General features: G+C 55.8%; 13 protein-coding genes. 10 read left to right on the top strand and 3 right to left on the bottom strand.

Translation table 11 applies throughout. The features are described from left to right. The first annotated feature begins 342 nt into the window (after positions 1–342). From NFS31_RS00155 to NFS31_RS00145, 3 genes are read left to right on the top strand one after another with little or no spacing between them, the layout of a single operon-like run. Positions 343–1,377 carry a nucleoside hydrolase gene (locus tag NFS31_RS00155; protein WP_251490312.1) on the top strand — a complete coding sequence of 345 codons (1,035 nt, stop codon included), beginning with the start codon at positions 343–345 and terminating at the stop codon, positions 1,375–1,377. Then, positions 1,374–2,036, top strand: a complete 663-nt coding sequence (locus NFS31_RS00150; RefSeq protein ID WP_251490309.1) for an ECF transporter S component — start codon at positions 1,374–1,376, stop codon at positions 2,034–2,036. Before NFS31_RS00155 ends, NFS31_RS00150 begins: the two co-directional genes overlap by 4 nt. Beyond that, positions 2,011–2,709 (top strand): radical SAM protein, encoded by a 699-nt coding sequence (locus NFS31_RS00145; protein WP_251490306.1) that lies wholly within the window; start codon positions 2,011–2,013, stop codon positions 2,707–2,709. Before NFS31_RS00150 ends, NFS31_RS00145 begins: the two co-directional genes overlap by 26 nt. A 25-nt stretch (positions 2,710–2,734) precedes the next feature. Here NFS31_RS00145 and NFS31_RS00140 read toward each other — a convergent pair whose 3' ends face one another. Further along, complete coding sequence (locus NFS31_RS00140; protein WP_251490303.1) at positions 2,735–3,664, bottom strand: hypothetical protein; 930 nt, start codon at positions 3,662–3,664, stop codon at positions 2,735–2,737. A 391-nt stretch (positions 3,665–4,055) separates the two neighbouring features. Between NFS31_RS00140 and NFS31_RS00135 the strand changes: the two genes are divergently transcribed. Both NFS31_RS00135 and hslO read left to right on the top strand, forming a co-directional pair. Then, positions 4,056–4,829, top strand: coding sequence for a class I SAM-dependent DNA methyltransferase (locus NFS31_RS00135; RefSeq protein WP_251490301.1), 774 nt, complete (start codon positions 4,056–4,058; stop codon positions 4,827–4,829). A gap of 38 nt (positions 4,830–4,867) precedes the next feature. Next, positions 4,868–5,746, top strand: a complete 879-nt coding sequence (gene hslO, locus NFS31_RS00130; protein WP_416389413.1) for an Hsp33 family molecular chaperone HslO — start codon at positions 4,868–4,870, stop codon at positions 5,744–5,746. A 122-nt stretch (positions 5,747–5,868) separates the two neighbouring features. Here hslO and NFS31_RS00125 read toward each other — a convergent pair whose 3' ends face one another. Next, the gene (locus NFS31_RS00125; RefSeq protein WP_160227006.1) at positions 5,869–6,069 is read right to left on the bottom strand and encodes a cold-shock protein; all 201 of its coding nucleotides are present in this window, start codon (positions 6,067–6,069) and stop codon (positions 5,869–5,871) included. 259 nt (positions 6,070–6,328) lie between these two features. On the opposite strand from NFS31_RS00125, the gene NFS31_RS00120 reads away from it, so the two are divergent. Next, positions 6,329–6,871, top strand: a complete 543-nt coding sequence (locus NFS31_RS00120) for a DUF5662 family protein (RefSeq protein WP_251490298.1) — start codon at positions 6,329–6,331, stop codon at positions 6,869–6,871. A 29-nt stretch (positions 6,872–6,900) separates the two neighbouring features. Here the strand turns inward: NFS31_RS00120 and NFS31_RS00115 are convergent, their stop codons facing one another. Beyond that, the gene (locus NFS31_RS00115; RefSeq protein WP_251490295.1) at positions 6,901–8,061 is read right to left on the bottom strand and encodes a ribonuclease H-like domain-containing protein; all 1,161 of its coding nucleotides are present in this window, start codon (positions 8,059–8,061) and stop codon (positions 6,901–6,903) included. 352 nt (positions 8,062–8,413) lie between these two features. Here NFS31_RS00115 and ruvA point away from each other — a divergent pair, with 352 nt between their 5' ends. From ruvA to NFS31_RS00095, 4 genes are all read left to right on the top strand, one after another. Continuing rightward, a complete protein-coding gene (gene ruvA, locus NFS31_RS00110) occupies positions 8,414–9,031 on the top strand; it encodes a Holliday junction branch migration protein RuvA (RefSeq protein ID WP_251490292.1) in 618 nt (205 codons plus the stop codon). 12 nt (positions 9,032–9,043) lie between these two features. Further along, entirely contained in the window at positions 9,044–10,033 is a 990-nt protein-coding gene (gene ruvB, locus NFS31_RS00105; RefSeq protein ID WP_251490291.1) for a Holliday junction branch migration DNA helicase RuvB, read from the top strand. Positions 10,034–10,144: 111 nt separating this feature from the next. After that, positions 10,145–10,549 (top strand): cell division protein ZapA, encoded by a 405-nt coding sequence (locus tag NFS31_RS00100; RefSeq protein ID WP_251490288.1) that lies wholly within the window; start codon positions 10,145–10,147, stop codon positions 10,547–10,549. Further along, positions 10,546–12,783, top strand: coding sequence for a U32 family peptidase (locus NFS31_RS00095; RefSeq protein WP_251490285.1), 2,238 nt, complete (start codon positions 10,546–10,548; stop codon positions 12,781–12,783). Before NFS31_RS00100 ends, NFS31_RS00095 begins: the two co-directional genes overlap by 4 nt. The last annotated feature ends 6 nt before the right edge of the window (positions 12,784–12,789 follow it).

Below are 12,789 nucleotides of genomic sequence, written 5' to 3'. Positions count from 1 at the left end.
GTAAGATATAAATGGAATCGCTGTGAAAGGGGAATGTAAACATGGGAAGATATTTGAACAGCATTTCTCAACCCGATTCTTTACAATATAATAACCGGGTGCTATAATATAAAAACATGTTTCAGGATAACTGGTTCGAGGACCTCCCAGTATAAAAAAACAGGCGCATGAAACAGGTATCACAGTCTGTACATCTGAGCTGTTATGGATATGCATGGCTGCAGGGCCGCACTGCATTTTTTTGCACGCGGCGGGTCCTGCTGTCCCGGCGTATGCCGGGGAATGCTGTTCTTGCCGTGTGGGGGAGGTTCCGGCGCAAAACAGAATGAGGAGAGAGGATGTATGGAACAGAAGATCAAACGAAAGGTTGTTATTGACTGTGATCCGGGGATTGATGACAGCCTGGCCCTGATGCTTGCGGTTTCCTCGGAGGAGCTGGACATACGGGGGATCACGATTGTCTGCGGCAACGGGCCGGTGGATATGGGCTTTGGGAATGCGAAAAAGATTTTAAATCAGATGGGCCGCCTCGACATCCCGGTCTTTTTGGGGGAGGAGAGGCCGCTAAAACGCGCGTATCAGGATGCGCTCGATACACACGGGGCGGATGCGCTGGGGGAGAGCTTTCTTCCGGAGGTTCCCGGCTATGAGAACGCGCAGTCCGCAGTAGACTTCCTGATTGCCGGGGCGAGGGAGGGCGGTTTATCCATCATCGCCTTAGGGCCGCTTACGAATCTTGCGAGGATGCTTGAGCGGGATAGGGAGGCGTTCTCCATGCTGGAGGAGATTGTGTCCATGGGCGGGAGTTTCCGGAGCCACGGGAACTGTTCGCCGGTGGCGGAATACAATTACTGGGTGGATCCGGATGCGGCGGCGGCCGTTTACGCGGCGGCGGGGGAGCTCGGAAAGGAGATTGCCATGGTGGGCCTTGATGTGACGCGCCGCATTGTCCTGACTCCGAATGTCCTCTCATATATGGAGCGGATGAATCCCGAAATAGGTGGATTTATCGGGAGAATCACGAAATTTTATATGGATTTCCACTGGGAGCAGGAAAAGCTGATTGGATGCGTGATCAATGATCCGCTGGCTGTGGCGTATTTCCTGGACAGAAGCCTGTGCGGCGGTATCCGGGCCTACACACAGGTGGAGACGGGCGGTCTGTCGGCAGGGCAGACGATTGTGGACGCCGCGGGCTTTTACAGGCGGGAGCCGAATGCGCTCATCCTTACAGAAACGAATCCGCCCCGGTTTTTCAAGCTGTTTTTAAGCAGGGTTTTGAAGATTGGGGAGAGGGAGCTGGAGTGGCTTGATTTTTTGCCTGCGGTCAGCCGCGGGTTCGGGATACCGCAGATGGGAGGTGAGTTCGGGCAATGAGACAGACAGAGGAACATGGACGCGGGCCGCGGACGCCGCAGCCGCTTATCCGGGAGGCCGGGCAGGGAGAAAAACCGCGTATAACCGCATTTCAGATATGCCTTTTGGGCATGGCGGTCTGCATCAACATGGCAGGCGGGCAGATTGCCCTGTTTCTGCGCCTTCCGATTTATTTAGACAGTATCGGAACCATACTGACCGGGGCGCTGATGGGGCCCTGGTTCGGCATGCTCCCGAACCTGCTCAGCGGCCTGATTCTGGGGATGACGACAGACATTTATTCTCTGTACTTTGCCCCGGTGGGAATGGCAGTGGGACTGATGTCCGGTCTGGCGTTTAAAGGAAAGGATGTGAAATGGACCGGCCTTTTATGGCCGGCGGCGGTGATAACCGTTCCGGGGACGCTTTTAAGCTCCGCTATCTGCGCCGGGCTGTTCGGGGGGATTACCTCCTCCGGCTCCACTATCCTGGTCCAGCTTCTCGCCAAAACGCCGCTGGGGCTGACGGGCAGCGTCTTTGCAGTTCAGATTGCGACGGATTATCTGGATCGCGTAATCAGCCTGTTTGCAGTGGTCTGCATCCTGCGCGCCATTCCGTCTGAGATGAAGCGTTCGTGGAAAGGAGGGCGCCGCCATGGGAGTGCCGGAGGAGCGGTATAGCCGCATCACCAATAAAAACAGGAGGGAGATCTGTCTTCTGCGCTCCTTCCCCTGTGCCTGGGGAAAATGCGCCTTCTGCGATTATACGGATGATAACGGAACGGACGAGGCGTCTATGATCCGCCTGAACCGGGAGACGCTTTCCAGAGTGACAGGGGAGTTCGGGGCATTGGAAATCATCAATTCCGGGAGCTGTTTTGAGCTTCCGGAGCAGACGCTTCTCGATATAGAAGAAACGGTCAGGAAGAATACAGTGAGTAAGGTGTTTTTCGAGGCGCACTGGATGTACCGGAACCGGCTGGGGGAGATGAGAAAACGCATCCCGGCGCAGGCGCTGTTTAAGATCGGGGTGGAGACGTTTGACAGGGAGTTTCGCGAGAAGGTTCTCTGCAAGCACGCTGATTTTTCCGGGCCGCAGGAGGTGGCGGCCTGGTTTGACTCCCCGTGCCTGATGGTGGGGATACGGGGGCAGACGAGAGACATGATCGCATATGATATAGACTGCCTGAAGCGGTATTTTAAGCTGGGCACTGTAAATGTATACAATAATAATACCACGCCCATCCGGCGGGACGAAGAGCTGACGGCCTGGTTTATGGAGGAATACCGCTGGCTCTTAGACGATCCGGCGGTGGAAGTCCTGTACGAGATCACGGACTTTGGGGTGGGCTGACGTCGCTGCCGCCTGCTCCCGCCGTTTAAGGCGCGTGATGCAGCTCCTGTAAAAGCTGCACGTCCTCCTCTGAGTAAAAGACAAGCACGCACGACGGCCCCTCTGCGGTGAAAATGCGCACCCGGAACGTCTCTTTTATGTGAACCGGCAGGCGCGCCGCACAGAGGAGCTTAGCAAGGACAGGCGTCAAAAGCCCGGGCAGCCGCCGTACCTTTATAATGGAAGAAACCGGCAAAAGCAGCAGGCGGTCCGGATCCAGGGAGATCACATATCCGGGCGTCAGACAGAGGGCGCGGGTCTGGCTTAAGACGGTATGGCGCATCTCCAGTTCCGCCTTTGCCAGGTGCAGGCGGAGATTTTCCGGGCTGCCCAGAAAGCGGAAGGCCGGGGAATATTCCGGAAGCAGGAGATAAAAGAGGCTGCCAAGAAAATCGGACAACCCAATCGCAGCGCCGAGCCCGGCTGCCAGGCGGAAAATGAGATCCAGATAAAACGGATAGGGCAGGGTTGACACCGCATAGGGCGCCGCCATGCGCTCCATGGAGGAGACGGTCCAGTTGAGATCCTCTGCCATAAAGGATAAAAGCATCCGGTATTCCTTGGGGTTAAGCCTTACGAGCCGTCCCTTTAAGGTCCCGCCCGGGCGCAGGGGGAGCGGCTCCTTCCCGTACGGCGCGTCAAGCAGATAGAACTGGCAGAAGCCGTCATGTAAGGTATAGTAATAATACCCCTCTGTCAGGCCGTTTACCGTATAGCGGCATCCGGTGTAGGAGAGCTCAGGAACCGTAACCGTGACGTAGGGAAGGTCGCGGTTGTAAAAATTTTCGTAATGGCTTTTGCAGTTTAAGGGCCTTGGAAAAAAATAATTCCCTCCCGGAAACCAGAAGCCGAGCCCTGTGGAAAACATAAAAAGCAGGGCGGATGGTATAAGGCGTACGCAGAATGTCCTGCGCATTTTTTTTATAATCAGGTTGTTGTTCATAGGCTTGTGGAGACAGCGCAAAAACAGGCGCGTTGTCGGTAGCGGGATGTATGAGTGTCATGGTATAGTATACCCCAAGATGGGGGGAATGATCAAGAAGAGGTTGAGGGGAATCGCCAAAATCGCTTAAATTGGGAGTGAAAAGGCCGTGGTTACTGTTTATGGCTTCGCCGGGTATAGTTTGTGAATAGGGCCGTCAGTGACAGGTTCTATATCCAACGGAACCCCGCTCCCGCTCAGAGAAAAGCGGGGGTTCGTCGGATATATCGCCTGCTTCCGGCGGCCCTCTCACAAATTTATTTCGCTATACAGTTATTATACAGTTATTCTGTAATTCAGATCAAACGAAAGGAAAGGAACAACTATGGATGCATATTCCGGCTTTGCCGCTGTTTATGATATGTTTATGGACAATATCCCCTACGATGAATGGTGCGCCTGCCTGCGCGGCTGTCTGGAGGAGCGCGGGATCCGGGACGGGCTTGTGCTGGATCTGGGGTGCGGGACGGGGAGTGTGACGGAGCGGCTGGCCGCGATGGGGTATGATATGATCGGGGTGGACGCGTCGGAGGAAATGCTGCAGGCGGCGATGGAAAAGCGGGAGAGGTCAGGGGCGGATATCCTTTATTTGCAGCAGGATATGCGGGAATTTGAGCTGTACGGGACCGTGAGGGCCGTGGTCAGCGTGTGCGATTCGATGAACTATATCCTGGATTATGCGGATTTAGCCGGGGTATTTAAGCTGGTCAATAATTACCTGGATCCGGGCGGGGTGTTTATTTTTGATATGAATACGGAGTATAAGTACCGGGAGCTTCTTGGGAGCGGGACGATCGCCGAGGAACGCGAGGAGGGAAGTTTTATCTGGGAAAATGAGTACGATGAGAAGGAGCGGATCAATGAGTATGACCTGACTTTGTTTGTGCGGGAGGAGGGGGAGCTGTACCGGAGATATCAGGAAACGCATTTTCAGAGGGCGTATTCGTTTGAGGAGGTGGCGCGGGCGCTTTCAGAGGCGGGGCTTGAGCTGGAGACGGTCTGTGACGCGTTTTCAGGCGATGCGCCGGGGGAAACGAGCGAGCGGGTATGTTTTATTGCCAGAGAGCGGGAAAAGGCGAAACGGGGACAAGAAAGGTGATAGAAAGGAAGATGGAGATGGACAGGATGGATGGAAACATGGATTATATGATTCGGGCTACGGCGGCTGACGGGCAGATTCTGGCTTTTGCGGCCTCGACGAGGGGGCTGGCGGAATATGCCAGGCAGGCGCACAATACGAGCCCGGTTGCGACAGCGGCCCTGGGACGCCTTCTGACGGCCGGGGCCATGATGGGGACGATGATGAAGGGAGAAGACGATCTCCTGACCATCCGCATCGAGGGGGACGGGCCAATCCGGGGACTGACCGTGACGGCTGACAGCAGGGGCCGTGTCAAGGGCTATGCGTTTGAACCGTCTGTTATGCTGCCGCCCAATGCAGAGGGCAAGCTGGATGTGGGCGGCGCGCTGGGAAACGGCGTGCTGAGCGTTATAAAGGATATCGGATTAAAAGAGCCCTATGTGGGCCAGACAGAGCTCATAAGCGGTGAGATCGCAGAGGATCTGACGTATTATTACGCCACGTCGGAGCAGACGCCTTCCGCTGTGGCGCTGGGCGTTTTGATGAACCGGGAGAATACGGTGCGCCAGGCGGGCGGCTTTATCATCCAGCTTCTCCCGGGCGCGTCGGAGGAAATTATAGAAGGGCTTGAAAAGAAGCTTGCCGGTATGCGGCCTGTGACCGCCCTCCTGGACGCAGGGTATACGCCGGAGCAGATCCTTGAGGAAACGCTGGGCGGGTACGGGCTGGAGGTCTCGGAGCGCGCGCCTCTGGCGTTCTACTGCAACTGCGACAAGGCGCGGGTGGAGAAGGCTCTTGTGAGTATCGGGAAAAAGGAGCTGGATGAAATGATCCGGGAAGGAAAGAGTATTGAGGTCAACTGCCATTTCTGCAGCCGGAATTATGAGTTTTCGGTGGAGGAGCTGAAAACGCTTTACGAAAAAGCCGTGCGGTAGATCGTGATACAAAGAGAGCCATCCCCCTGGATGACTCTCTTTGCAATCATTTTACAGTTCAATATAGCTTATTCACAAAATATAAAAATATTATGGAAACAGGTACACTGGAAAGTTGATGATTAGAGCTTTGTTACATTGGTTGCCTGGGGTCCCTTGGCGCCGTTTACAACTTCAAACTCTACCTGCGCGCCTTCTTCGAGTGATTTGAACCCTTCCATATTCAGGCCGGAATAGTGAACAAAAACGTCATTACCCTGCTCGTCACTGATGAATCCGTAGCCCTTCTGGTTGTTGAACCACTTTACCGTACCTCTGTTCATTCTGATACCTCCGAAAATATTTGAAAAAAGTGTTATGACCCTGCTGATTCAAGGCCTGATCTCAGAATACCATAGTTTGGATGGCCTGTCAAACGTTTTTCGTCAAAATTTCTGGAAATTCAGACATCTTTTTAGGAGCATATGCGAGGTTGATAAAATGCCTGAATTGAGTTACAATAAAAAAAGCTGGTCATTTCCCCTTGGAAACAGGGGATTTGTGTTAAAAAAATGTTAAAAATATGGAAGAGGAAAGGTGCTTATGAGTCTGCTCAATGCGGTCCGTCATTTCCGGACCATTACGAAACATAAAATGCTGGTGATGAAAGGCTGCTTTCAGGTCGGGCTGTTTTGCCAGGGGCTTTTGCATGATTTGTCAAAGTATTCGCCGGAGGAATTTGTGACAGGGGTGAAATATTTTCAGGGAACCAGGAGCCCGAACGCGGCGGAAAAGGAGGTAAAGGGGTATTCCGCGGCCTGGCTCCACCACAAGGGGCGCAATAAGCATCATTTTGAATACTGGATTGACTTTGCGCCGGATCGCTCGGGACGGCTTGTGGGGAACAGGATGCCGCTTTGTTACCTGATTGAGATGGTGATGGACCGGATTGCGGCCTCCAAGGTGTATAAGGGGGCGGATTACACGGATGCCTCGCCCTGGGAATATTATGAGAAGGCGAGGCATATTGTGGTCATGCATCCGCAGACGAAGCGGCGGCTCGAGTATCTGCTGCTGATGCTGAAGGAGCAGGGGGAAGAGAGGACATTTGCTTATATCCGGAAGCTTTTGCGGAAGCACAGGTAAATGTTCTCTCGCAAGCTCCCGCGGGAGAACTACATAAGCCCGTTTTCTGCGAGGATAGCGGCCAGATAGCGGCCTGCCTCCCCGGGCTCCGGGAAAAGCTCTTCCTGACAGGGGATATAAGCCGTTTTATCGCGCGGCGAAGCCTTAAGAAGGCGCTGCCCGTCCGTCTGCCATCCGGGAGGCACAGGAAGAAAGAGACCCGGGACGCGGGTATAGCAGTTTTTAGGGGAGGCCTGCCGTCTGGCCGCTTTTTCCACGTACTGCCCGACGCTTTTGTGGATAGCGTGATCCTCATAGATGAGATAGTAATAATTTTGATAATCCGGATAAAAGTATTTGAGCTCTCCCTCGTACAGGGGAACCGACAAAGCGAGGCAAAAACCGTCAAGCGCAAGGCCGATCGGCACGGAACCCGGGCCGGCGTTTAAGAGGGACTTTACCGGCTTCGGAAGGCAGACCCCGCTTTCATAGGCCAGGACAGCCGTCCTTTGCGCCGCCGGCGCCGCCCCTGCTTCCGGCCCCGGTTCGGATGCCGCCGGCGCCGCGTCCCCGTTTTTGAGGGTATATCCCTGAAACGAAAAAGAACCGCAGAGGAAATCGCGGTAGCACAGGGCCGGAAGGACAGACAGCATCCCGGTTAAGTCCTCTTCGTTGTGCAGGATCAGCGGGCCAAAGAGAGAGTCCTCTCCGGATATCAGGTATTGTTCATACAGATGAATCAGCTCCCCTCCGGAAAACGGATCCTCCCGGCAGACGCCGAGAAAGCGTTCCAGATCCTTTTGCGTAAGCCCTTCAAGGCCCCAGAGCTTCTTAAACGGCCGCACGCTCCGGTATAAGTCAAGGCTGGCCACAGAGCCAAAGGAAGCGTCAAAGCCGTAAAAAGCGCAGCGCTTTAAAAGAAACGGAAGGTCAAAACGGTCCCCGTTAAAATGAATGAGGATCCGGAAGTTTTGGAGGAAATCAAAAAAGGCGCGCAAAAGCTTTGGCTCAGAGTCCGGCGTGTCGGCAAACCACTGTGTCAGCCGCCAGCCGCCGCGCTCAAAGCAGACGGCCCCAATCAGATACACGCCGCAGCGTTCGCCGGAAAAGCCGGTGGTTTCAATATCAAAAAACAGGAGATCTTCAGGACGGCCGATCCGCTCTACGGGGTAGGATGGGGTAAACGGGAGGTTTTTATGTATGGTTATCATGGGTATGGGCTCCTTTGCAGTTGGGGTGGTTTGAATGACATTATATATAGAAATAAGCGAAAAGTAAAGGGCGGGCCGGCAGGGGATTGTGAGGAGGGGGCCGCCAAGGCCGGGTTCTATATCCAACGGAAACCCGATCCCGGCGGCCCCCTTGCGCTCCCCTCCGTCCAGAGTATAATTACATATGCCATAGCAACATACTGCCTGATTTTCTTTTTAAGCAGAATATTTGTTCGATACCTGTTGCAATGCCCCTCCTCGTATGTTATAATTTCGACATAGACACTGACCGCGCCGCATCTGCCGCGCGCCGTTTCACGTTGTAAATCCGCAGGAAAAGAGGAAAGACGCATTGATTTCATATATAAAAGGCATTCTCACGGACAAGGACAGAGATATGATTGTAGTGGAGGCCGCCAATGTAGGCTATGGCATCTACGTTCCGGTTTCCGTCTTAGAGCTCCTTCCCCCTCTGGGAAAGGAAGTGCAGATCTATACATATCTCCAGGTGCGGGAGGATGATCTGAGCCTCTTTGGCTTCCTGGCGCGTCCGGATCTGGAGATGTTTAAGCGCCTGATCAGCGTAACCGGCATAGGGCCCAAGGGGGCTCTGGGGATTCTGTCGGCCCTGCGGTCGGAGGAGCTGCGGCTTGCGATCCTGACCGGGGACGCGAAGGCGATTGCCCGGGCGCCCGGCGTGGGCGCCAAGACGGCGCAGAGGCTGATTCTGGATTTGAAGGACAAGGTGAAGGCAGACGAGACGTTACAGCTTTTGCCGGGCGCTCCGGCCGGGAAGGAGGCGTCGCCTTCTGTTTCCGGGGAAGCGGCGAGGGAGGCGGTGGACGCCCTTGTGGCCCTGGGATATACGAATCTGGAGGCGGTGAAGGCGGTCCGGAGCGTGGAGATGACGAAAGACATGGATGCGGAGGCTGTGCTGAAGGCATCGCTTAAATATCTGGCGTTTTTATAATACGGAGCAGGGATGAGCAGGAGAGTCATTACAACAGAGATTACGGAAGAGGATAAGCGGATCGAGAGCAGTCTGCGGCCTCTGTATCTGAATGAGTATATAGGGCAGGAGAAGATTTGTTCTGTGCTGAAGGTCTTTATTGACGCCGCGAAGTCGAGGGACGAGGCGCTTGACCATGTGCTGTTTTACGGGCCTCCGGGCCTTGGCAAGACGACGCTGTGCGGCATCATTGCGAATGAGATGGGGGTAAAGATGAAGGTGACGTCAGGGCCCGCCATCGAAAAGCCGGGCGAGATTGCGGCGATTTTAAACGGGCTTCAGGAGGGGGACGTCCTGTTTGTGGATGAGATTCACCGCTTAAACCGTCAGGTGGAGGAGGTTCTCTATCCCGCGATGGAGGATTTCGCAATTGATATTATGCTGGGCAAGGATTCCAGCGCGCGCTCGATCCGCCTGGAGCTTCCGCGGTTTACGCTGGTGGGGGCCACCACGCGGGCGGGGCTTCTGACCGCGCCGCTGCGGGATCGCTTTGGGATCATACAGAAGATGGATTTTTATACGCCTGAGGAGTTAAAGACGATCGTGATGCGCTCCGCGGGGGTTCTCGGGGTGGAGATCGACGGGCAGGGGGCGTATGAGATTGCAAGACGGTCCAGGGGGACGCCAAGGCTGGCCAACCGGCTCTTAAAGCGCGTGCGCGATTTTGCGCAGGTGAAATATGACGGGGTGATCACCGGCGAGGTGGCTGAGTTCGCCCTCGATATCCTGGATGTGGATAAGCTGGGGCTGGATCAGAATGACAGGGCGATCCTGACCATGATTATTGAGAAGTTTTCCGGCGGCCCTGTGGGGCTTGACACTCTGGCGGCGGCTCTGGGAGAGGATTCCGGGACGCTGGAGGACGTCTATGAGCCGTATCTTTTGATGAACGGCTTTTTAAACCGCACCCCCAGAGGGCGGGTGGCCACAGAGGCGGCGTACCGCCATATGGGGCTTTCGTGAAAGCGGGGAGATTTTGCGAGATAATTCGCACAGGCGCAGTTCACAGGCCCGGGTTCGGCCGGGGCGGCGCTTTTTGGCGCTTTCCGGCGGGGATGTGGACAGGACTTACGGATGACAGAAAGAGAAGATGGAGAGATGAATTCCAAACATTATACAGATGTCCTGATCGGAGGAAAGATTTACACGCTGGGAGGATCGGAGGAGGAGAGCTATCTGCAGCAGGTGGCGAGCTATCTGAATGAGAAATATTCGCTCCTGCGCCGGCAGGAGGGCTTTTCCAAGCAGGCGGAGGATTACCAGAACGTGATGATATGCTTAAATCTGGCGGACGATTATTTCAAGGAGAAGGAGAGAGCGGCTCTTTTGGAGGCCCAGAGGGAGGAGCTTGAGAAGGAGACATACCGGCTCAAGCACGAGCTTGTGAGCACGCAGATGAAGCTGGAGTCCGCCAGGGACGAGCTTGCGCAGGCGAAGGCCAAGGGAGAGCCCGATAAAAGCAGGGCAAAGAAGCAATGAAAAAAAAGGTGGAAATTTTGGCGCCGGCCGGCTCCTATGAGAGCATGAAGGCGGCCGTGGCGGCGGGGGCGGACGCGGTATATATCGGCGGCAGCCGCTTCGGCGCGCGCGCCCATGCGGATAATCCGGGAGAGGATGCGCTTCTGGAGGCGATTGATTATGCGCATCTGCACGGCTGCCGGCTGTATCTGACAGTCAATACCCTGGTAAAGGACCGGGAGCTTTCAGAGCTTCCTTCGTACCTTGCGCCGTACTATGAGCGGGGGCTGGACGCGGCGATTGTCCAGGATATGGGCGTGTTTTCACTGATCCGGGCGTATTTTCCGGATCTTCCCATCCATGCCAGCACGCAGATGACCGTGACGGGTGCGTTTGGAGCGGCGCTCACAGAGCGCATGGGCGCTTCGCGCATCGTGCCCGCCAGGGAGCTTTCCCTGGAGGAGATCCGGCGGATGTACGAGGAGACGGGGGCGGAGCTGGAGTGCTTTGTACACGGCGCGCTGTGCTACAGCTATTCCGGCCAGTGCCTGTTCAGCAGCCTGATCGGCGGGCGCAGCGGCAACCGGGGGCGCTGTGCGCAGACGTGCCGTCTGCCCTTTGAAGTGAAACGGGCGGGAAACACGTTAAATAAAAGGGACGAACGCTATGTGTTAAGCCTTAAGGATCTGTGCACGCTCGACATTTTGCCGGATATTCTCGAGGCGGGCGTATATTCCTTAAAGATTGAGGGAAGAATGAAGAGTCCCAGGTATACGGCCGGCGTGGTGAGCATATACCGCAAATATGTGGATCAGTACCTGGCCCTTGGCCGGGCCGGATACCGTGTGGAGGAAACGGATCGGAGGGCGCTTCTTGATCTGTTTGACCGCGGCGGGCAGACCGAAGGCTATTACCGCAGGCACAATGGCCGCGATATGGCAGTTTTGAAGGAGAAGCCGGCCTTCCGCGAAGAAAACCGGGCGCTGTACGCCTGGCTGGACGAGACATTTGTGGAAAAAGAGGTAAAGGCGCCTGTTTTTGGCGCCTGCGCCGTGCGCGCGGGAAGCCCGATTTCCCTGACGCTTTCGTGCCGGGACAGGCTGTCAGGAGGACAGGAGAGGGCCGTGACCGTATATGGAGGCGCGGCGCAGGAGGCGAAAAGCCAGCCAGCCACGAAGGAGAGCATCCTGCGCTCCCTGCAAAAGACGGGAAACACGCCGTTTGAATTTGCGGATCTCAAGGTGGAGCTTGAGGGAAACGCCTTTGTCCCGGTTAAGGAGTTAAATGAGCTGCGCAGGGCGGCCTTTGAGGCGCTTTTGCAGGAGCTTTTGTCTCCGTACCGGCGGGAGGACGCGCAGGCGGCGGGGATTGCAGAAGCGGGCGGCAAAAAGAGCGAAGCTGCGGGCGGGCGAAAGGCGTCGGACGCGGGCGGCCCGTACCGCCTGAATGTTCTTCTGGAGCAGGCGGATATCCTTGGAACGGTTCTGGATCACCCGGATGTGGATACCGTGTACCTGGACAGCGCGGGATTTGACGCTTCGGACTGGGCGGATACGGCGAAGCGCTGCCACAGCGCGGGAAAGGCGTGTTTTCTCGCCCTTCCGTTTATCTTCCGTGACCGGGCGCGGGAATATTTTGAGGAAAACCGCGCGCGCTTCTTTGCGTCCGGCTTTGACGGGGCGCTGATTCGCTCCTGGGAGGAGATTGAGCTTCTGAGGATATGGGGCTGGCGGCTTCCTGTGGTATTTGATTATCCGCTTTATACCATGAACCGCCGCGCGGAGGATTTTATCCGGGGCATGGGGCTTAAGCATCCGGAAAACCGCTTTACGCTTCCGGCAGAGCTCAATAAAAGGGAGCTTTCGGAGCGCGGCTGCGCGGGGGCGGAGCTTCTGGCTTACGGGGCGCTCCCGGTGATGGTCACGGCCCAGTGCATGAAAAAGACGGTGGAAGGCTGCGGCGGGAGACAGGAGCTTCTGCGCCTGCGCGACCGGATGGGCAAGGAATTCCCGGTTAAAAATCATTGCCGGTTCTGTTATAATGTGATCTATAATTCCAGCCCGCTTTCCCTGCTGCAGGAAAAGGAGGCGATCGACCGCCTTGGGCCGCGCTCGCTGAGGCTCATGTTCACAACAGAGGGCAGAAAAGAGGCCGCGGCCGTGCTCCGGGCGTTTGCAGGGCGTTTTCTCCAGGGAGAGAAGACCGTCCTTTCCGGAGATTATACGAGAGGTCATTTTAAACGTGGAGTAGAGTAGGTGAAA

Origin of the sequence: Otoolea muris, from assembly GCF_943193115.1 — a bacterium.
Classification (GTDB): domain Bacteria; phylum Bacillota; class Clostridia; order Lachnospirales; family Lachnospiraceae; genus Otoolea; species Otoolea muris.
Note: the sequence above shows the minus strand (reverse complement) of the source record. Positions and strands in the feature narration are given on the sequence as shown.

Coding starts and splice junctions, on each gene's coding strand:
- NFS31_RS00115 (WP_251490295.1), bottom strand. CDS start 8,061: ATGATAACCATACATAAAAACCTCCCGTTTACCCCATCCTACCCCGTA.
- NFS31_RS00125 (WP_160227006.1), bottom strand. CDS start 6,069: ATGAACAGAGGTACGGTAAAGTGGTTCAACAACCAGAAGGGCTACGGA.
- NFS31_RS00100 (WP_251490288.1), top strand. CDS start 10,145: ATGACAGAAAGAGAAGATGGAGAGATGAATTCCAAACATTATACAGAT.
- NFS31_RS00140 (WP_251490303.1), bottom strand. CDS start 3,664: ATGCGCAGGACATTCTGCGTACGCCTTATACCATCCGCCCTGCTTTTT.
- NFS31_RS00095 (WP_251490285.1), top strand. CDS start 10,546: ATGAAAAAAAAGGTGGAAATTTTGGCGCCGGCCGGCTCCTATGAGAGC.
- NFS31_RS00150 (WP_251490309.1), top strand. CDS start 1,374: ATGAGACAGACAGAGGAACATGGACGCGGGCCGCGGACGCCGCAGCCG.
- NFS31_RS00120 (WP_251490298.1), top strand. CDS start 6,329: ATGAGTCTGCTCAATGCGGTCCGTCATTTCCGGACCATTACGAAACAT.
- NFS31_RS00155 (WP_251490312.1), top strand. CDS start 343: ATGGAACAGAAGATCAAACGAAAGGTTGTTATTGACTGTGATCCGGGG.
- ruvB (WP_251490291.1), top strand. CDS start 9,044: ATGAGCAGGAGAGTCATTACAACAGAGATTACGGAAGAGGATAAGCGG.
- NFS31_RS00145 (WP_251490306.1), top strand. CDS start 2,011: ATGGGAGTGCCGGAGGAGCGGTATAGCCGCATCACCAATAAAAACAGG.
- NFS31_RS00135 (WP_251490301.1), top strand. CDS start 4,056: ATGGATGCATATTCCGGCTTTGCCGCTGTTTATGATATGTTTATGGAC.
- hslO (WP_416389413.1), top strand. CDS start 4,868: ATGGATTATATGATTCGGGCTACGGCGGCTGACGGGCAGATTCTGGCT.